Origin of the sequence: Solimonas variicoloris DSM 15731 (genome assembly GCF_000382285.1) — a bacterium.
GTDB classification, from domain to species: domain Bacteria; phylum Pseudomonadota; class Gammaproteobacteria; order Nevskiales; family Nevskiaceae; genus Solimonas; species Solimonas variicoloris.
In genome coordinates this window covers 136,725-152,971 of sequence record NZ_KB907932.1, presented here as the reverse complement: position 1 = coordinate 152,971, position 16,247 = coordinate 136,725, and the positions used below count along the sequence as shown (strand labels likewise).

The following is a 16,247-nucleotide window of genomic DNA, read 5'->3' as shown; positions in this document are numbered from 1 at the left end:
TTCGTCTGGGACCTTGCACGGATCGCATCGGCGATGGCGTAGCGGCACCTCGCACTTCCCCCATCCACCCAAACCCAGGAGGGCGAGTCTTCTGACGGCGGCGCAGCCCGGTGAATATGCGCAATCCGCGCTGGCGTTGGGCGACGGCAGAGCATCGCCGACTCGCGAGCCTAGACCGCGGCAGGCGCATGGACGGATCACAGCACTGCGGTATCCAACCCGCGTATATCAGCGTGAGCAACCGTCGAGCGTGCTGGCTGCGCCGCCTTCAGAGGAGTCGTAAATCGAGATGAGCTGAAAACAGCAAAAAATTCATCTCTCGTTCTTGACGGCGGAAGTCATATCAACGCCACGGCCCGCGCCGGCGCGATACGTCGCGCCCTCTTGCGCGGGCGGGCCTGCGCTTTCTAGGCTCCGGCCCTTGTGCAGATTCCTGACCCGGAGACCGGCATGCGCGCCGTTCGCAGTGCTTCCCTTGTCCTCGCCGCGCTGGCCGCTGCCGCGCAGCCGGTGGCGGCGACCGCCGGCGATGCCGGCGTAGCGGCGTTTCGTTCGCTCTACCGCGAGCTGGTCGAAACCAACACCACGCTGTCGGCCGGCAGCTGCACGGCGGCGGCCGAGAAGATGGCGGCGCGGCTCAGGAACGCCGGCTATGGCGATGCCCAGTTGCAGATCCTCGCGCCGCCGGAGCGGCCGCAGGACGGCGCGCTGATCGCCACGCTGCCGGGCCGCGACGCGTCGCTCAAGCCGATCCTGCTGCTCGCGCACCTCGACGTCGTCGAGGCCAAGCGCGAGGACTGGCAGCGCGATCCGTTCACGCTCGTCGAGGAAGACGGCTTCTTCTACGCGCGCGGTGCCAGCGACGACAAGGCGATGGCGGCGGTCTTCACCGACAGCCTGATCCGCTACCGCCAGGAGGGCTTCAAGCCACGCCGCGGTCTCAAGCTGGCGCTGACCTGCGGCGAGGAAACGCCGCAGACTTTCAACAGTGTCCGCTGGCTGCTCAAGACCCGGCCCGAGGTGCTCGACGCCGCGTTCGCGATCAACGAGGGCGCCGGCGGCGAACTCGACGGCGACGGCAAGCCGCGCGCGCTGCAGATCCAGGCCGGCGAGAAGGTCTATCAGGACTTCAAGCTGGAGGTCACGAATCCCGGCGGCCACAGCTCGCGGCCGGTGCCGGACAACGCGATCTACCGTCTCGCCGCGGCGCTCGACAGGATCGGCGCGTACTCCTTCCCGACGCAGTTCAACGACGCCACGCGCGGCTACTTCACGCAGCAGGCCAGGCTTTCGGCGCCGGATGTTGCCGCCGACATGCGCGCGATCCTCTCCGATCCGCAGGACCAGGCCGCCGCCGCGCGCCTGTGGGCGAAGAACCCCGGCTGGAACAGCATGCTGCGCACGACCTGCGTCGCCACCCAGGTCAATGCCGGTCACGCGCCGAACGCGCTGCCGCAGCGCGCCACCGCCAACGTCAACTGCCGCATCCTGCCCGGCGTCGCACCCGAGACCGTGCGGCAGACGCTGGTCGGACTGATCGGCGACGAGCGGGTCACCGTCAGCGCCGAGGTCGAACCGTCGACCGGCATCGGCGCGCCGCCGCCGCTGACGGCCGCCATCCTCGGTCCGGTGCAGAAGCTCGCGCAGAAGATGTGGCCGGGCGTGATCGTGGTGCCGACGATGTCGACCGGCGCCACCGACAGTCGCTTCCTGATCGGCGCCGGCATTCCCAGCTACGGTCTGTCCGGCCTGTTCCACGACGCCGAGGGCAGCCACGCGCACGGCGTCGACGAGCGCATACGCGTGCAATCGCTGCTGGACGGCCGCGCCTTCCTCTACGAGATCGTCAAGGTCTACGCCAACCAGAAGGACTAGGCGGCGCCGCCAGCCGTTAAGATCGGCCCCCGACCGGGCCGGCGGCAGCGCCGGCTCTTACACCTCAGGAGCGAAGACAGGCGATGAGCACCCCCGGACACGACGCGGCCCTGCTGGGGCAGGGTTTCTACTGGCAGGACATCCAGGCGGGGCAGCGCTTCCGCACGATCCGCCGCACCGTCACCGAGACCGATCTCGTCAACTTCATCTCGGTGACCGGCATGCTCGAAGCGATCTTCATCGACGCCGAATTCGAGGGTGGCGCGATCGGCGGACGCCCGGTGCCGGCGGCGCTGACGCAGTGCCTGATCGAGGGCCTGCTGTTCCAGACCATGATCCAGGGCACCGGCCTGGCGCTGCTCGAAATGTCGCTGAAGGCGATCGCGCCGGTCCGCGTCGGCGACACGATCTGGGCCGTCGTCACCGTCACCGAGGTCAAGCCGACGTCGAAGCACAACCGCGCCATCGTCAGCAGCGAGATCGAGGTCTACAGCACGCGCGACGAGCGCGTGCTGACGTACACGGCGAAGCGGATGCTGGCGGGGCGCAGCGGCTGAGGCCGGGGCCGGGCGCGCTGCGCCGGACCGTCGGCCGGCGCGACGCGGCGCATCCGCGTTTCTACTTCTTCGGGCCGAGCACCTGGTACTGGTCGACGAACAGCAGCTGGTCCGGCAGCCAGCGGTCCTTCGGCTTGTAGAAGTACATCTCCCAGACCACCGGGTGATATTCGTGCTTGGTCAGGTACAGCCGCCGCTGCAGCGACGGCGTGATGTCTTCGGTCGAGATCTTCTCGTACGCGAACGGCTTGCCGTAGATCTGCATGACGGTGCCGAGCTGGCCCTTGAGCAGTTGCATCTGCTGGGCCTTTTGCAGAACCAGCGGATTGGCTGAGAAGAACTCGTCGACAGCCTGGCCGCTGTCGCCCTTGATCATCTTGCCGAACAGCGCGTCCGCCATTTCGTCCGGCGACGGCGCACTCGCCGCGAGGGCGACGGGCGTGCAGAACGCCGTCAGCAGCATCAGGCCCGCAATTAGTCGTCGCATGGTTTTCCCCTCACGTGGTCGTGGTCGGGGCAGCTTCACAGTTCACGCTGCCGGCGTCGAGACAACTGGGCGATCGATTCGTGCGCTGCGTCGCGGCGAGCGCGTACGGTGCGCGCCTACCGGGCTTTCTCGCCGACGACGCCGTCGCCCTCGATCCGCGTCCGGAAGCCGGCCTTCTGCAGGCGCGCCGAAACTTCCTGCGGCACGTCGCGGCGGCTGGTGAGCTTGTTCGGCGTGCCGGTGTAGTGGAACAGGCGGCCGTGTGGCTTGAGCACGCGGGCGAGCTGGTCGTAGAAGGCCTGCGAGTACAGCTCGCCGGCGATGCCGAAGCGCGGCGGGTCGTGCAGCACGGCGTCGACGCTCGCGCTCGGCAGCGCCGGCAGGGCCTGCGTGACGTCGGCGTGCGTCAGCGAGTAGCGCGCGGCATCGGCGAGTTCCGGCTGCGTTTCCGGCGACCAGGGATTGAGGCCGCGCACCCAGATGACGTCGGCGTTCTTCTCGAACGAACGGATCTCGGCGGCGCCGGCCTGCAGCGCGCAGACGGCGAAGTAGCCGAGGCCGCCGCAGGTGTCGAGGATGCGCTTGCCGCGCGGTTGCACGTAGCCGACCTTGGTCTGTGCGTCGGCGAGCGGCGAGACCCTGGCGGTCGGCAGCATCTTGATGCCGTCGATCTCGAAGGTCGGCGGCCCCCAGTCGGTCGGCACCAGCTTGATCAGCGCGCTGCCGTAGCGCTGCACGGCTTCGAAGGCCGCGCCGCTCCAGTGGTAGACGGTGCGCTCGCGGCAGCGTTCGGGATACGGATAGTCGGCGCCGGCCCAGCGCCAGTGTGCGGCGCCGATCCCGACCCGGCTTTGCGTGCGGCCGAGGTCGAGTGAGACCTCGGCTTCGGCGTGACCCGCCTCGCGCGCGGCCAGCAGCGCCTCGTGGACGGCGAGCGTCAGCAGCGGCCCGGCGGGCATCAGGACTTCGGCAGCCGCGACCGCGGCACTTCCGCGTATTCGCCGTCGAGCGTGACCGGGCCGCGACGCATCATCGGCCGCGCGACGCGCGCGGCGAAACGCAGGCCGCCGCGGCGCAGGCGCAGCAACAGCAGCACGAGCGCGAACAGATCGGTGAGCAGGCCGGGAATGATGAGCAGCACGCCGGCGCCGATGACGAGGCCGCCGCGCAGCAGCGCCTCGCCGGGCATCTCGCCGCCGAGGCTGGCCTGCTGCAGTTCGCGCAGCGTCTGCAGACCCTGGCGGCGGATCATGAAAACGCCGAGCGCGGCGGCGGCGAGCAGCCACAGCAGCACGCCGCCGACGCCGATCAGCTGGGCGAGCCGGGCGGCCAGCAGCAGTTCGACGCCGGACCAGAGCAGGAAAAGAACGATCAGAGGCATGGGCGTAGGACCGCCGGCGCGCGCGAAACGTTCCGCGCCGGCGGCCTGGTCTCTCAGTCCGCGGCGCCGGAGACGGCGCCGGCGGCGCGCAGCATCGCCGCGGCCTTGTTCATGGTCTCGTCCCATTCGGACTGCGGATCGGAGTCGGCGACGATGCCGGCGCCGGCCTGCACGTGGACGAGCCCGTCCTTGATGACGGCGGTGCGGATCGCGATCGCGGTATCCATGTTGCCGTCCCAGCCGAGATAGCCGACGGCGCCGCCGTAGATGCCGCGCTTGACCGGTTCGAGCTCGTCGATGATTTCCATCGCGCGCACTTTCGGCGCGCCGGACAGCGTGCCGGCCGGGAAGATCGCGGCCAGCGCGTCGAGCGCGTCGAGGCCTTCTTTCAGCTGGCCGGTGACGTTGCTGACGATGTGCATGACGTGGCTGTAGCGCTCGATCACCATCTTCTCGGTGAGCTGCACCGAGCCGATGCCGGAAACGCGGCCGACGTCGTTGCGGCCGAGGTCGATCAGCATCAGATGCTCGGCGATCTCCTTCGGATCGGCGAGCAGATCGGCGGCCAGCGCCGCGTCTTCGTCGGGATTCTTGCCGCGCTTGCGCGTGCCGGCGATCGGCCGCACCGTGACCAGACCGTTCTCGACGCGCGCCAGCACTTCCGGCGAGGCGCCGACGACGTGATGGTCGCCGAGATCCATGCAGTACAGATACGGCGACGGATTCAGGCGGCGAATCGCGCGGTACAGCTGCAGCGGATCGGCCGCGAACGGCGCCGACAGGCGCTGCGAAGGTACGACCTGCATGCAGTCGCCGGCGGCGATGTACGCCTGGATCCGGCGCACCGCCGCCTTGAACGGCTCCTCGCCGAAGCTCGACGTGAACGGCAGCTCGCGGCCGGCGGCGACCGGCAGCGCCGGCTTGTGCGCGAGCGGGCGGGCGAGCAGGGCTTCGATCTCGTCGAGGCGCTGGCGCGCGCGCTCGACGTCGGCGGCGTCGTCCGGATCGGCGTGCGTGATGATCGTCAGCGTCGCGCGCAGGCTGTCGAACACCACCAGCTCTTCGGCGCGCATCAGCAGGATGTCGGGCGCGCCGATCGGGTCCGGCTTCGCCGTGCCGGCCAGCTTCGGCTCGAAGTAGCGCACGCAGTCGTAGCCGAAGTAGCCGACCAGACCGCCGGAGAAGCGCGGCAGCGCCGGGTCCGGGCGCACGCGGTGGCGCGCGGCGTAGGCGCGGATCCACGGCAGCGGATCGTCGACCTGCGCGGTCTCGACGACCTGTCCGTCGCGGCTCACGCTGAGTTCGTGGCCGACCACGCGCAGCACCTCGCGCGACGGCAGGCCGATGAACGAGTAGCGGCCCCACTGCTCGCCGCCGACCATCGATTCGAGCAGGAACGAATAGCCCCGGGCGTGCGGCTTGTGGGCGAGCTTGAGATAGGCGCCGACCGGCGTGTCGAGGTCGCCGGGCAGCTCGCGCGACAGCGCGATGCGGTTGTAGTGCGTCATGGTCTTCAGTCGGGAATCGGAAATGGAATGGGGGACGGGCGGCGCAGGGCCGCGGCGCGAATCAGCGCCATCGCCACCATCCGCGCGGAGACGCGGTCCATTGCAGAGACTGAAGCATGCGTCGGTTCTCGTGAACGAATGAAATCTCGGCGCCGAACTATACGCGAGTTCGGCGCGGCGCCGCAGCCCTCAGGCCTGGGCGATCTCGGCCTTCATCGCCGCGATCGTCGCGGCGTAATCCTTGGCGCCGAAGATGGCGCTGCCGGCGACAAAGGTGTCGGCGCCGGCGGCGGCGATCGCGCGGATGTTGTCGGCCTTCACGCCGCCGTCGATCTCGAGGCGGATCTCGCGGCCCGGGTTGTTCGCGACGTAGGCGTCGATCAGCGCGCGCGCCTCGGCCAGCTTGTCGAGCGCCGCCGGAATGAAGCTCTGGCCGCCGAAGCCGGGGTTGACCGACATCAGCAGCACCATGTCGACCTTGTCCATCACGTACTTGAGCGCGTCGAGCGGCGTCGCCGGATTGAACACCAGCCCGGCCTTGCAGCCGGCGGCCTTGATCGCCTGCAGGCTGCGGTCGATGTGGCGGCTCGCCTCCGGATGGAAGGTGATGTAGCTGGCGCCGGCCTTGGCGAACATCGCCGCCAGTTCGTCGACCGGCTCGACCATCAGGTGCACGTCGATCGGCGCGCTGACGCCGTACTTGCGCAGCGCCTCGCAGATCGCCGGGCCGAAGGTCAGGTTCGGCACGTAGTGGTTGTCCATCACGTCGAAGTGGACGATGTCGGCGCCGGCGGCCAGCACCTTCGTCACTTCTTCGCCGAGGCGGGCGAGGTCGGCGGACAGGATGCTGGGGGCGATCAGCGGGGCGAGCTTGGCCATGCGGGAAACCGTAAGCGGCGGGGCGGCGGGCGGGGCGCCATTATCACCGATCAGGTGGGCCGATCGCGCAGCGCGATCGCGGCCGCGCGGGCGCCGCCGGCTTTACCCCCCAGCGCGGCTTCTCCACAATGCGCGCCTGTTTGTCCGCCAGGCTCCCGTCACGCCCATGCAAGCCCTTTACGAATCGTCGATCACCAGCGTTCCGCGCCTGCACAAGGGCAAGGTCCGCGACATCTACGCGCTCGGCGATGCGCACATGCTGATCGTCACCTCCGACCGCCTGTCGGCGTTCGACGTGATCCTGCCGCAGCCGATCCCCGGCAAGGGTGCGGTGCTGACCGCGGTGACGAACTTCTGGATGGCGCGCTTCACGCACATCCTGCCGAACCATCTCGCACCGGAGGTGGATCTGACGAAGTACCTGACGCCGGACGAGATCCGGCAGATCGAAGGCCGCTTCGTGGTCGTCAAGAAGCTCAAGGCGCTGCCGATCGAAGCGGTCGTGCGCGGCTATCTGATCGGCAGCGGCTGGAAGGACTACCAGAAGACCGGCGCGGTCTGCGGCATCACGCTGCCGGCCGGCCTGCAGCTGGCCGACCGCCTGCCCGAGCCGATCTTCACGCCGGCCGACAAGGCGCCGGTCGGCCAGCATGACGAGAACATCAGCTACGCCGAAGTCGAGCAGCGCATCGGCAAGGATCTCGCCGCGCAGGTGCGCGACGCCACGCTGGCGATCTACCGCGAAGCCTCGGCCTACGCCGCCGAGCGCGGCATCATCATCGCCGACACCAAGTTCGAGTTCGGCCTCGACGCCGAAGGCCGCCTGCATCTGATCGACGAAGTGCTGACGCCGGATTCCTCGCGTTTCTGGCCGGCGGCGACTTACCGCCCGGGCATCAGCCCGCCGAGCTTCGACAAGCAGTTCGTCCGCGACTACCTCGAGACGCTGGACTGGAACAAGCAGGCGCCGGGCCCGCAGCTGCCGGCCGAGATCATCGAAAAAACCGCCGCCAAGTATCGCGAGGCGCAGCGTCTGCTGACCGGGGTGTAAGGCGTCGCTGGCCATCGTCGCTGCAGGGCGTGCAGCGGCGCAGCCGTCCGGCTGTGCCGCCTGGTCGGGCCTTGCACTGGATTGCTTCGTCGGCCTCGCGGCCTCCTCGCAATGACGGCTTAGGCGTCCGGTCTTCCGGTCTTCCGGTCTTCCGGCCGTCGGTCCGCCGGCCCACGGCAGGCCGGCAGCCCTGCATCCCGCTCTCGGCGTCATTGCGAGGAGCGTAGCGACGAAGCAATCCAGAGCTGCGCGCGATCGGCTACCGTACCTGCATGCGGCAGCCCTGCGTTTACATCATGGCCAGCCGGCGCAACGCCACGCTGTACGTCGGCGTGACCTCGGACCTCGTCCAGCGCGTCTGGCAGCACAGAAGCGGCGTGGTCGCCGGCTTCACGCAGCGCTACGGCTGCAAGCTGCTGGTCTGGTACGAGCGGCACGAGACCATGGAAAGCGCGGTCCAGCGCGAAAAGCAGATCAAGGGCGGCAGCCGCGCGCGCAAGCTGGCGCTGATCGAGGCGTTGAATCCGCAGTGGCGCGATCTGTACGAAGCAATTCTGTAGCCGTCGTCATGGCGATGAGCGTCACGTCCCCGGCCATCCGGTAACGACGGCGGATCGGGCTTCGCGATGGCGGCACCGAACTGAGGTCTTCCACCCCGTATCTGCGTTGCGGGCCGCGCCTTACCATAGGCGACATGACTTTCCTCTCCGCCGCCGTGCTGCTGTTCCTCGTCATGGACCCGCTCGGCAACGTGCCGCTGTTCCTGTCCGCGCTGAAGAACGTGCCGGCCGAGCGCCAGCGCCCGGTGATCCTGCGCGAGATGCTGTTCGCGCTGGCGATCCTGCTGATCTTCCTGCTCGGCGGCGGCCACATGCTGCGCCTGCTCGGCCTCTCGCAGCCGGCACTGACCGTGGCCGGCGGCGTGATCCTGATGCTGATCGCGCTGCGCATGATCTTTCCGTCACGCGAGCACTCGCTGGAGGAAGACACGGCGATGGCCGAACCCTTCCTCGTGCCGCTGGCGATTCCCTATGTGGCCGGCCCGTCGGCGCTGGCGACGGTGCTGCTGATGATGAGCCGCGAGCCGGAGCGCTGGCTGACCTGGATCGGCGCCGTGCTGCTGGCCTGGTGCGCGTGCCTGCCGATCATGCTGGCCAGCACCGGCCTGCGCAACGTGCTCGGCACGCGCGGCCTGACCGCGGTCGAGCGCCTGATGGGCCTGCTGCTGGTGACGATCGCCGTCGAGATGATGATGGGCGGCGTCGTCGAATTCTGGACCGCGCACCGGCCCTGAGGCCGGCGCGCGACGGCCGTCAGAGCCGTTCCGGCAGCGACTTGCGGATGTCCTGCAGCGGCTGCCGTACCAGATCGGTCGCACGCTCTTCCACGACCAGTGCCTGCGTCGGCGCGTCGAGCTCGGCGCGCAGATGGCCGAGGAACGCGGGATCGGCGAGCAGGTAGAGGCGCTGCACCACGCCTTTCTGGCGCGCCTCGCACAGCTCGCGGCCGAGCTGGCGCGCGAAGGCCGTGGCGACATGCTCCTCGTAGGACTGGCGCGGCTCGAAGGCGTGCGCGCCGCCGTGGCTGCCCTGCATCACCTGACCGGCGCGGTCGGCCTGCGCCTCGTGCGGCTGCAGGCGCGCCTCGGCGTTGAGGCGATCGCCGATCTCGCGCAGCTCGCCGTCGTGGTGGTGCGCTTCGAGGATGCGGGCGCGCGCCGCGTCGGCGACGACGACCCAGATGGTGAAAGGCTTCGGCGGCACCGGGCCGGTGTTGCGCGGGTAGGTCATGGCGGATTCTCGGGGGAACCTGGAGGGCGGCTCAGACGCGGCGGACCGCTTCGGTCTGCTGCTCGCGGCGGATCAGCTGGGGGATCTGGCCGAGTGCGGCGATGAGGTGTTCGAGCACGTCGTCGACGGCGAGGATGCCGGACAGCTGGCCGGCACCGTCGATCACCGGCATGCGGCGGATGCCGCTGTCGCGCATGCGCTCCAGCGTCTCGACCAGATCGTCGGTCTCCTCGGCGGTGAGCAGGCCTTCGTCCATGATCTCGCCGAGCGTCACGCCGTCGGCGGACAGGCCTTCGGCGAGCACGTCCATGACCAGATCGCGGTCGGTGACGATGCCGAGCGGCCGCACTTCGCCGGACTTGTCGTCGGGCGCGGCGATCACGATGGAACCGACGTGGTAGTCACGCATGTGCCGCGCGGCGGCGGCGACGGTCGTCGAACGGTCCGCGACCGCGACGGTCTTGCTGCAGGCTTCGCCTACGTACATGGCATCTCCTCCTGCGCTCCACGGACCGGGGCGGCGCCCTCCGTCATCCGGAGCGTTTCTCGCATCGATTGCGTTGCATCGTCCGCGCCGCCGCCGCGGCGGGCCATGACATGCGTCAATGAGTCCGATTCAAGGCGGATGGCCGATGGTCTGCGCGAGCAGCACGCGCTGTTCGGCGCGCAGGCCCATCGCCGCGGCGAGCCGGCGCCGGTCGACGAGGCCGCACACGACGGTCACCAGGCCGATCGCGGCGCAGCACAGGTAGACGTTCTGCGCGATGAAGCCGGCGTCGGCGGCGGTGTAGAAACGCCGCTCCTGCTCGTCGCCGGCGTCGACGCGCGACAGATCGGCGACGTAGACGAGGTTCAGCGGCGCGGCACCGACGAAGTCCTGCTCGCCGCTCAGCGCGCGCAGGTCGGCGTCGATGACGCGCCGCAGCGCGTGCGTCGCCGGCTCGTAGCGGTACAGGCCGCCGCGCAGCGCGGCGTAGACGTCGATCTCCTGCCAGTGCCGCGCCGACGGCGCCGTGCGGCCGGCCGTGTCGGCACGATTGACGCCGCAGGCCGCCCACAGCAGATCGGACAGCGCCTGGTCGGAGAGCGGCTGCGGGCCGAAGGCGCGCGTACTGCGGCGCAGGCGCAGCGCATCGCGCAGCGTGCAGTCGTTGAGGCGCGGCGGCGGCAGCGGCGTGTCGGCGGTGGCAGGCATCGAAAATTCTCCGGTTGCCGAAGCGGCGTTCACTTCTCGGGCGGGCGCGGCTTCTTGCGCTGGCGCACGGCCGGCATCTTCGCCGGCGGCACCGCGCGCGCCTCGGATTCCAGCGTCAGGCGCGCCGCGGCGCTGCGCCGGCCTTCGAGCGGTTCGTGCCAGTCTTCCGGGCGCATGCCGGACTCGATGTCGTCCGGAAAATCGCTGCGGTCGACCTCGTCGTAGGCGCCGGTCCAGTCCTGCGGCGCCGCACTCGGTTCGATTTCGAGCGCATGCCAGTGCGCGAGCGGCCATTCGTCGATGGTGCCGTCGAAGTATTCGATCTCGACCAGGCCTTGCGATGCATCGAAGGCCACGACCTGAAATGCCTGCGGGCGATCGGCGCGCCGATACCACTCGCCGACCTGCGGAGTGCCTTCGAATCCCATGACCTGCTCTTGCGCCGGATGGACATCCAGCCTGCGACTGTCGCCGGCTGCCGCGCATTGACCCAGGTCAGGCCGCGTGCCGGTTGATGCGCGTCAATGTGCGCGAGGCGGCGCGGCGTAGCGTCGCAGACCGGTCAGCGGGAGGAACGGGCATGGGCGGATCAGCAGGGGTGCGTGGCGCGTCGCGCCGCGCGGCGTCGCTCGCGTGCCGCGCCATGGTCAAGCGGGCCGTGCCGATGTCGCGCGCCTACCGCCTGCTCGAACCGGGGCCGGTGCTGCTGGTCACGACGGTCGCGCGCGACGGCCGCCCGAACGTGATGCCGCTGTCCTGGCACACGGTGATGGAATTCGAGCCGCTGCTGGTCGGCTTCGTGATGAGCGCGGGCGATTACAGCTACGGTCTGCTCGACGCCAGCCGCGAGTGCGTGCTGAACATTCCGACCGTCGAGCTCGCGCGACAGGTCGTCGGTTGCGGCAACTGCTCGGGGCGCACGGTCGACAAGTTCGCGCGCTTCGGCCTGACGCCACGCCCGGCCGCGACGGTCGGCGCGCCGCTGATCGACGAGTGCTACGCCAGCCTCGAATGCCGCGTGCGCGACCGGCGCCTGATGTCGCGCTACAACTTCTTCGTGCTCGAGGCGCTCAAGGTCTGGGCCGATCCGGCAGTCAAGGATCCGCGCACGCTGCACCATCGCGGCTACGGCCGTTTCATGGTCGCCGGCGAGACCATCAAGCTGGCTTCGAAGATGCCCTGAGAGGGCGCGCTGAGAAGGCGCCCCGAGAAGATGTCCTGAACCGTCCGCAGCCGCCGATGCCCTACGCCTGCAACGAGGACCTGCCGCCGCGCGTGCGCGAGCATCTGCCGCCGCATGCGCAGGACATCTTCCGCGAGGCCTTCAACCACGCCTGGCACGCGTACGCCGAGGACGGGCGCCGCGAGGAAATCGCCTTCCGCGTCGCCTGGGCCGCGGTCAAGAAGCAGTACGAGAAGATCGACGGGCAGTGGGCCGCGCGCTGAGCACGCACCCGGTCGCGCGGCGCGGCGCGGGCGGCGCGACAATGGCAGCTCGCTCTCTCATCCTCCGTCGCCATGAAGCTGCGCGCCGCCACCGAGGCCGATCTGCCGGCCATCTTCGAGATCTACGACGAACAGGTGCTGCACGGCACCGCGACCTTCGACACCGTGCCGAAGACCGAAGCCGAGCGCTTCGAATGGCTCCACCTCAATCCCGGCGGCCGCTACCCGATCGTCGTCGCCGAGGATGGGGCCGGCGTCGCCGGCTGGGGGCGGTTGTATCCGTGGTCGCCACGGCCGGCCTATGAGCGCAGCGCCGAGAACGCCGTCTATGTGCGCGCCACGGCGCGCCGGCGCGGGATCGGCCGCGCCCTGCTCGCCGAACTGTTGCGGCTGGCGCCGGAGGCTGGCGTGCTGACGCTGGTCGCCCGCATCGTCGACGGCAACCCGGCCAGTCTCGCGCTGCACGAGGCGCTCGGCTACGAACGCATCGGCCTGATGCGGCGCTGCGGCGTCAAGCACGGCCAGGTGCTTGACGTCTGGCTGCTGCAGCGCGTGCTCGACGCGCCAGCCTGAGCCGCGCTCCGGATCAGGCGGCCGCGCCCGTCGTCGCGGCCGGGCCGTCGCCGTCGCGGCGTCCGGCCTGGCGCGCGACCGCCCAGCCGAGCAGCGCCGCGGCGAGCAGCACCAGCGAGGCGATCAGGAAGGGTGCGCCCGGCGTCGGCAGGGCCGGTGCGGCGCCGACCGATTGCGCGTAGATCCAGCCGAAGAACAGCGGCGAGACGACGCCGGCGATGCTGGCGACGCTCATGTTCGCGCCCTGCAGCTGACCCTGCTCGGATTCGGAGACGCGTTGCGTCATCAGCGACTGCAGGGTCGGCATCGCCAGACCCCACAGCGCGTTCGGCAGCATCGCCAGCGTGAAGACCAGGCCGCTCGGCGCCAGACCCATGATCGCGATGCCGGCGGCGCCGCCGAACAGGCCGACGACCATCGTCGCGCGATCGCCGAAGCGCCTGACCACGCGACCGACCAGCACGCCCTGCACCAGCATGTCGAGCCCGCCGACCAGCGCCAGCAGCGTGCCGACCTGCCAGGCGCTCCAGCCGTAGCGGTAGCCGGCGTACAGCACGAACACTGCCGAAAACACGTGATGGGCGAAGTAGAGCAGGAAGTTGACGACCGCCAGACCCGACAGCTCCGGGTGCGAACGCAGCAGGCGCAGCGAGCCGAACGGATTGGCGCGCCGCCAGGCGAAGGCCATGCGCCGCTCCGGCGGCAGCGACTCCGGCAGGATGAACGTGCCGTACAGGAAGGCGAGGCCGGACAGCGCCGCCGCCGCCCAGAACGGCGCGCGCGGCGAGAGCTCGCCGAGCGCGCCGCCGAGCAGCGGACCGAGCACGAAGCCGCCGCTGAACGCCGCGCCGATCAGGCCGTAGGCGCGGGCGCGGCCTTCCGGCGGCGTGATGTCGGCCATGTAGGCGTAAACCGTGGTGAAGCTCGCCGAGGTCACGCCGGCGATCATGCGGCCGAGCGCCAGCCACCACAGGTTCGGCGCCAGCGCCATCAGCAGGTAGTCGCAGGCGAGACCGGCCGTCGACAGCAGGATCACCGGCCGCCGCCCGTAGCGGTCGGACAGCGAGCCGATCACCGGCGAGGCGACGAACTGCATCAGCGCCCACAGCGCGACGAACAGACCGTTGATCTCGCCGGCGCGCGCGTTCGAGCCGGTGAACTGCTCGATCAGCTGCGGCAGCACCGGAATGACGATGCCCATCGCGACGATGTCGAGTACCGCCGTGACGAAGATGAAGGCGATCGCGGCGCGACGGCCGTGGAAGGGGACGGATGACACGGAAGGCCTTTGCGGGTGCAACGCGTTGGGACGACATGATGCCTGAAGCGATATGCCGCGCTGGTGACGGCGTCGGCAGTGGCCGCCGCCGACCGTCCGCAGATCGGGACTGCCGCGGCGGCGGTGCGGCTCGAACATGGCGCCGATCCCGTTGCCGAGTTGCCGCCATGCTCCCGAACCGTCGTACCGCCGTGCTCGCGCTGTCGGTGCTGTCCCTGTCCGCTGCGCTGCCGGCGCAGGCCGACCTGCTCGGCGGTGGCGATCCGGACAAGGCCGAGGCCGAGCCTTTCGATTTCGACGCCGCGATGAACGACCCCGGCCGCATCGCCGGCGACTACTTCGCCGCGCATCGGTCGCCCCAAGCACGGCGACTTCCCGTGGATCGAGATGGACGGCCATGACGACCCGGCCGTCGGTACCGGCATCGACGGCCGCTGGGTGCTGAAGCCGGAGCCGCAGGCGCTGGCCGAGGACTTCCGCAAGCTCACCGACGCGCAGCTGTCGATGATCTTTCACCTGATCGGGCAGGCCCGGCGGTGAGCGGACGCGACGCGGGCGCGCGCCGCGCGCGCAGGTGACGTCGGTGGCCGCCGCCTTGTAGGCTGCCGGCTTCGGACGGGGGCGCGGCGTGCAGGGCAAGACAGCGGGCAAGGCAGTTTTTTCGATCGTCATCGCGCTGCTGGCGGTGGCGCACGTCAGTCACGCGATCACCATCGACGCCGCCGGCATGGCGCTGATCGGCCTGGCGATGGTGCCCTGGGCCTCGTCCTGGCTCGAAAGCATTCGCGTCGGCGATTTCGAAGCCAAGTTCCGCGCCCTGCAGCAGAGCGTCGACGCGACTAAGAAGGAGCTCGACGAGATCAAGGCCACCTACCAGGTGATGCAGGACGATTACCTGGACGACTGCAAGGCTTTCGATCCGGACGCGCCGGCCGCCGAGCTGAACCGCCTCGCCACGCGCCTCAAGGCCAAGGCCAAGGGGCTCGCGTCGATCGACTTCCTGTTCGCCGATCTGGCGCAGACCGCCGACCAGGGCCTCGCCTTCGGCGCCGCCTGCGCGCTGCAGGTGCGGCCGCAGTTCCAGGCGATCGACGGCGTCGTCCGCCTGCTCGATGCGCTGGCGCAGACGCCGGACCTGCGCGGCTTTCGCCTGAAGACGATCTACCGGTTGCTGATGGCGGTCGACGAGATCGTCAAGCTCGACGCGCGCAACGGCCGCACGCTGCTCGGCGACGCGCAGCGCCGCGCCATCGCCGCCGCGCTGCAGCAGCTGGCGCGGCACGCGCGCTGCGTCGGCGACGACACCGAGGACTACGCGCAGCGCATCGGCGCCAAGCTGTAGCCGCTTGCGCCGCGCCGCCGGCATCGGCCGGGCGCGGCGCGGTGCCCGGACGACGGCCCGAGCGATGCGCGCGGGCGCACGGAACGATCCGGCGTCCGCACGGTCACACCGCGCGGCACTCTCCCGCCGCTCATCGCCGTCCGCCACGCCTCGCCATGGAAGAACCCGAGATTCACGCCCACCACGCCCATCCGCACGAAGGGGGCAGGCTGGGCCAGTCGGTCGCCCTGTTCACCGCCATCGTCGCCACGCTGGCGGCGATCTGCAGCTACTTCGGCGGCCACACGCAGAACGAAGCGCTGTACTACAAGAACGATGCGGTGCTGAGCCAGGCGCGCGCGTCCGACCAGTGGGCCTACTACCAGGCCAAGTCGATCAAGCTGGCGATCCTGCAGGGACGGCTGGAGGCCGAGCACGACGCGGCCAAGGCCGGCGAGATCCAGGCCAAGATCGACAAGTACGAAACCGAGCTCGCCGAGCTGCGCGGCAAGGCCGAGGCGCTCGAAAGCGCGTCCGCGCAGTCCAATGCCCACGCCGAGCGCGCGCTGCGTCCGCACGAGAAGCTGGCGATGGCGATCACGCTGTTCCAGATTTCGATCTCGGCGGCGTCGATCACGGCGCTGACGCGCCGCAAGTGGCTGTTCGGCGTCGCCGCCGTCAGCGCGCTCGCGGCCGTGGCGCAGTGGATCGTCGCGTTCGCGCTCTAGTGTCCTGTCTCAGAAGTTGCTTGATGAAGTCGCCGAGGGCTTTTCGCGGCTGGCAAGGCGCAACGACAAGGCATAGCACCGCTATGGCGAGGAGGCGCAACGCCGCCAGGCACGAAAAGAACCGGCGAATTCGCATGCGAATTTCTGAGGCAGGACACTAGGAAAGGTCTGGATAGC

22 protein-coding genes are annotated in these 16,247 nt (G+C 69.9%); 12 read left to right on the top strand and 10 right to left on the bottom strand.

Annotation, left to right across the window (positions count from 1 at the left end; all coding sequences use genetic code 11):
- Positions 1-450 precede the first annotated feature (450 nt).
- Together H149_RS0111415 and H149_RS0111410 are read left to right on the top strand one after the other, a co-directional pair.
- Complete coding sequence (locus H149_RS0111415) at positions 451-1,875, top strand: M20/M25/M40 family metallo-hydrolase (RefSeq protein WP_020649889.1); 1,425 nt, start codon at positions 451-453, stop codon at positions 1,873-1,875.
- 83 nt (positions 1,876-1,958) lie between these two features.
- Positions 1,959-2,432 carry a MaoC family dehydratase gene (locus H149_RS0111410; RefSeq protein ID WP_020649888.1) on the top strand — a complete coding sequence of 158 codons (474 nt, stop codon included), beginning with the start codon at positions 1,959-1,961 and terminating at the stop codon, positions 2,430-2,432.
- A gap of 61 nt (positions 2,433-2,493) precedes the next feature.
- Here H149_RS0111410 and H149_RS0111405 read toward each other — a convergent pair whose 3' ends face one another.
- The 5 genes from H149_RS0111405 to rpe all read right to left on the bottom strand — a co-directional run bounded on the left by H149_RS0111405 (position 2,494) and on the right by rpe (position 6,687).
- The gene (locus H149_RS0111405) at positions 2,494-2,919 is read right to left on the bottom strand and encodes a hypothetical protein (protein ID WP_154654754.1); all 426 of its coding nucleotides are present in this window, start codon (positions 2,917-2,919) and stop codon (positions 2,494-2,496) included.
- Between the two features lie 116 nt (positions 2,920-3,035).
- On the bottom strand, positions 3,036-3,878 hold the full coding sequence (locus H149_RS0111400) for a class I SAM-dependent methyltransferase (RefSeq protein ID WP_020649886.1): 843 nt from the start codon (positions 3,876-3,878) through the stop codon (positions 3,036-3,038).
- Positions 3,878-4,300, bottom strand: coding sequence for an FxsA family protein (locus H149_RS20700; RefSeq protein WP_020649885.1), 423 nt, complete (start codon positions 4,298-4,300; stop codon positions 3,878-3,880). The genes H149_RS0111400 and H149_RS20700 overlap by 1 nt, the downstream gene beginning before the upstream one ends.
- A gap of 53 nt (positions 4,301-4,353) precedes the next feature.
- Positions 4,354-5,808 carry an anthranilate synthase component I gene (trpE, locus tag H149_RS0111390; protein ID WP_020649884.1) on the bottom strand — a complete coding sequence of 485 codons (1,455 nt, stop codon included), beginning with the start codon at positions 5,806-5,808 and terminating at the stop codon, positions 4,354-4,356.
- A 189-nt stretch (positions 5,809-5,997) separates the two neighbouring features.
- Positions 5,998-6,687 carry a ribulose-phosphate 3-epimerase gene (gene rpe / locus H149_RS0111380; protein ID WP_020649882.1) on the bottom strand — a complete coding sequence of 230 codons (690 nt, stop codon included), beginning with the start codon at positions 6,685-6,687 and terminating at the stop codon, positions 5,998-6,000.
- A gap of 166 nt (positions 6,688-6,853) precedes the next feature.
- Between rpe and H149_RS0111375 the strand changes: the two genes are divergently transcribed.
- The 3 genes from H149_RS0111375 (at position 6,854) to H149_RS0111365 (ending at position 9,032) form a co-directional block, all read left to right on the top strand.
- A complete protein-coding gene (locus H149_RS0111375) occupies positions 6,854-7,738 on the top strand; it encodes a phosphoribosylaminoimidazolesuccinocarboxamide synthase (RefSeq protein ID WP_020649881.1) in 885 nt (294 codons plus the stop codon).
- Between the two features lie 272 nt (positions 7,739-8,010).
- Positions 8,011-8,298, top strand: a complete 288-nt coding sequence (locus H149_RS0111370) for a GIY-YIG nuclease family protein (RefSeq protein ID WP_020649880.1) — start codon at positions 8,011-8,013, stop codon at positions 8,296-8,298.
- A 134-nt stretch (positions 8,299-8,432) separates the two neighbouring features.
- Positions 8,433-9,032, top strand: a complete 600-nt coding sequence (locus H149_RS0111365) for a MarC family protein (RefSeq protein ID WP_020649879.1) — start codon at positions 8,433-8,435, stop codon at positions 9,030-9,032.
- A gap of 19 nt (positions 9,033-9,051) precedes the next feature.
- Here the strand turns inward: H149_RS0111365 and H149_RS20695 are convergent, their stop codons facing one another.
- From H149_RS20695 to H149_RS22190, 4 genes are all read right to left on the bottom strand, one after another.
- Positions 9,052-9,528 (bottom strand): host attachment protein, encoded by a 477-nt coding sequence (locus H149_RS20695; protein WP_020649878.1) that lies wholly within the window; start codon positions 9,526-9,528, stop codon positions 9,052-9,054.
- Positions 9,529-9,559: 31 nt separating this feature from the next.
- Positions 9,560-10,015 carry a CBS domain-containing protein gene (locus H149_RS0111355; protein WP_020649877.1) on the bottom strand — a complete coding sequence of 152 codons (456 nt, stop codon included), beginning with the start codon at positions 10,013-10,015 and terminating at the stop codon, positions 9,560-9,562.
- A gap of 129 nt (positions 10,016-10,144) precedes the next feature.
- A complete protein-coding gene (locus tag H149_RS0111350; RefSeq protein ID WP_020649876.1) occupies positions 10,145-10,723 on the bottom strand; it encodes a nitroreductase family protein in 579 nt (192 codons plus the stop codon).
- A 29-nt stretch (positions 10,724-10,752) separates the two neighbouring features.
- Positions 10,753-11,151, bottom strand: a complete 399-nt coding sequence (locus H149_RS22190) for a DUF6763 family protein (RefSeq protein ID WP_020649875.1) — start codon at positions 11,149-11,151, stop codon at positions 10,753-10,755.
- A gap of 215 nt (positions 11,152-11,366) precedes the next feature.
- Here H149_RS22190 and H149_RS0111340 point away from each other — a divergent pair, with 215 nt between their 5' ends.
- From H149_RS0111340 to H149_RS0111330, 3 genes are all read left to right on the top strand, one after another.
- Positions 11,367-11,906 (top strand): flavin reductase family protein, encoded by a 540-nt coding sequence (locus H149_RS0111340; protein WP_020649874.1) that lies wholly within the window; start codon positions 11,367-11,369, stop codon positions 11,904-11,906.
- A gap of 56 nt (positions 11,907-11,962) precedes the next feature.
- The gene (locus H149_RS0111335; RefSeq protein WP_020649873.1) at positions 11,963-12,169 is read left to right on the top strand and encodes a ChaB family protein; all 207 of its coding nucleotides are present in this window, start codon (positions 11,963-11,965) and stop codon (positions 12,167-12,169) included.
- A 72-nt stretch (positions 12,170-12,241) separates the two neighbouring features.
- Positions 12,242-12,742 carry a GNAT family N-acetyltransferase gene (locus tag H149_RS0111330; RefSeq protein WP_020649872.1) on the top strand — a complete coding sequence of 167 codons (501 nt, stop codon included), beginning with the start codon at positions 12,242-12,244 and terminating at the stop codon, positions 12,740-12,742.
- 13 nt (positions 12,743-12,755) lie between these two features.
- On the opposite strand, the gene H149_RS0111325 is transcribed toward H149_RS0111330, so the two are convergent.
- Entirely contained in the window at positions 12,756-14,021 is a 1,266-nt protein-coding gene (locus H149_RS0111325; protein WP_020649871.1) for a TCR/Tet family MFS transporter, read from the bottom strand.
- Between the two features lie 167 nt (positions 14,022-14,188).
- On the opposite strand from H149_RS0111325, the gene H149_RS0111320 reads away from it, so the two are divergent.
- The 4 genes from H149_RS0111320 to H149_RS0111305 all read left to right on the top strand — a co-directional run bounded on the left by H149_RS0111320 (position 14,189) and on the right by H149_RS0111305 (position 16,070).
- Positions 14,189-14,422 carry a hypothetical protein gene (locus H149_RS0111320; RefSeq protein WP_020649870.1) on the top strand — a complete coding sequence of 78 codons (234 nt, stop codon included), beginning with the start codon at positions 14,189-14,191 and terminating at the stop codon, positions 14,420-14,422.
- A complete protein-coding gene (locus tag H149_RS23195; RefSeq protein ID WP_020649869.1) occupies positions 14,409-14,561 on the top strand; it encodes a hypothetical protein in 153 nt (50 codons plus the stop codon). The genes H149_RS0111320 and H149_RS23195 overlap by 14 nt, the downstream gene beginning before the upstream one ends.
- An 88-nt stretch (positions 14,562-14,649) precedes the next feature.
- Complete coding sequence (locus H149_RS0111310) at positions 14,650-15,363, top strand: hypothetical protein (RefSeq protein WP_020649868.1); 714 nt, start codon at positions 14,650-14,652, stop codon at positions 15,361-15,363.
- A gap of 155 nt (positions 15,364-15,518) precedes the next feature.
- Positions 15,519-16,070: a DUF4337 domain-containing protein gene (locus H149_RS0111305; protein WP_020649867.1), complete on the top strand. Its 552-nt coding sequence runs from the start codon at positions 15,519-15,521 to the stop codon at positions 16,068-16,070.
- Positions 16,071-16,247 lie beyond the last annotated feature (177 nt).

Excerpts from the sequence above, each read along its gene's own strand:
- H149_RS20695 (WP_020649878.1), bottom strand. The coding sequence starts at position 9,528 with ATGACCTACCCGCGCAACACCGGCCCGGTGCCGCCGAAGCCTTTCACC.
- H149_RS0111355 (WP_020649877.1), bottom strand. The coding sequence starts at position 10,015 with ATGTACGTAGGCGAAGCCTGCAGCAAGACCGTCGCGGTCGCGGACCGT.
- H149_RS23195 (WP_020649869.1), top strand. The coding sequence starts at position 14,409 with ATGGACGGCCATGACGACCCGGCCGTCGGTACCGGCATCGACGGCCGC.
- trpE (WP_020649884.1), bottom strand. The coding sequence starts at position 5,808 with ATGACGCACTACAACCGCATCGCGCTGTCGCGCGAGCTGCCCGGCGAC.
- H149_RS0111365 (WP_020649879.1), top strand. The coding sequence starts at position 8,433 with ATGACTTTCCTCTCCGCCGCCGTGCTGCTGTTCCTCGTCATGGACCCG.
- H149_RS0111415 (WP_020649889.1), top strand. The coding sequence starts at position 451 with ATGCGCGCCGTTCGCAGTGCTTCCCTTGTCCTCGCCGCGCTGGCCGCT.
- H149_RS0111370 (WP_020649880.1), top strand. The coding sequence starts at position 8,011 with ATGCGGCAGCCCTGCGTTTACATCATGGCCAGCCGGCGCAACGCCACG.
- rpe (WP_020649882.1), bottom strand. The coding sequence starts at position 6,687 with ATGGCCAAGCTCGCCCCGCTGATCGCCCCCAGCATCCTGTCCGCCGAC.
- H149_RS22190 (WP_020649875.1), bottom strand. The coding sequence starts at position 11,151 with ATGGGATTCGAAGGCACTCCGCAGGTCGGCGAGTGGTATCGGCGCGCC.
- H149_RS0111335 (WP_020649873.1), top strand. The coding sequence starts at position 11,963 with ATGCCCTACGCCTGCAACGAGGACCTGCCGCCGCGCGTGCGCGAGCAT.
- H149_RS0111305 (WP_020649867.1), top strand. The coding sequence starts at position 15,519 with ATGGAAGAACCCGAGATTCACGCCCACCACGCCCATCCGCACGAAGGG.
- H149_RS0111405 (WP_154654754.1), bottom strand. The coding sequence starts at position 2,919 with ATGCGACGACTAATTGCGGGCCTGATGCTGCTGACGGCGTTCTGCACG.
- H149_RS0111330 (WP_020649872.1), top strand. The coding sequence starts at position 12,242 with ATGAAGCTGCGCGCCGCCACCGAGGCCGATCTGCCGGCCATCTTCGAG.
- H149_RS0111400 (WP_020649886.1), bottom strand. The coding sequence starts at position 3,878 with ATGCCCGCCGGGCCGCTGCTGACGCTCGCCGTCCACGAGGCGCTGCTG.
- H149_RS0111410 (WP_020649888.1), top strand. The coding sequence starts at position 1,959 with ATGAGCACCCCCGGACACGACGCGGCCCTGCTGGGGCAGGGTTTCTAC.
- H149_RS0111340 (WP_020649874.1), top strand. The coding sequence starts at position 11,367 with ATGGTCAAGCGGGCCGTGCCGATGTCGCGCGCCTACCGCCTGCTCGAA.
- H149_RS0111375 (WP_020649881.1), top strand. The coding sequence starts at position 6,854 with ATGCAAGCCCTTTACGAATCGTCGATCACCAGCGTTCCGCGCCTGCAC.
- H149_RS0111350 (WP_020649876.1), bottom strand. The coding sequence starts at position 10,723 with ATGCCTGCCACCGCCGACACGCCGCTGCCGCCGCCGCGCCTCAACGAC.
- H149_RS20700 (WP_020649885.1), bottom strand. The coding sequence starts at position 4,300 with ATGCCTCTGATCGTTCTTTTCCTGCTCTGGTCCGGCGTCGAACTGCTG.
- H149_RS0111320 (WP_020649870.1), top strand. The coding sequence starts at position 14,189 with ATGCTCCCGAACCGTCGTACCGCCGTGCTCGCGCTGTCGGTGCTGTCC.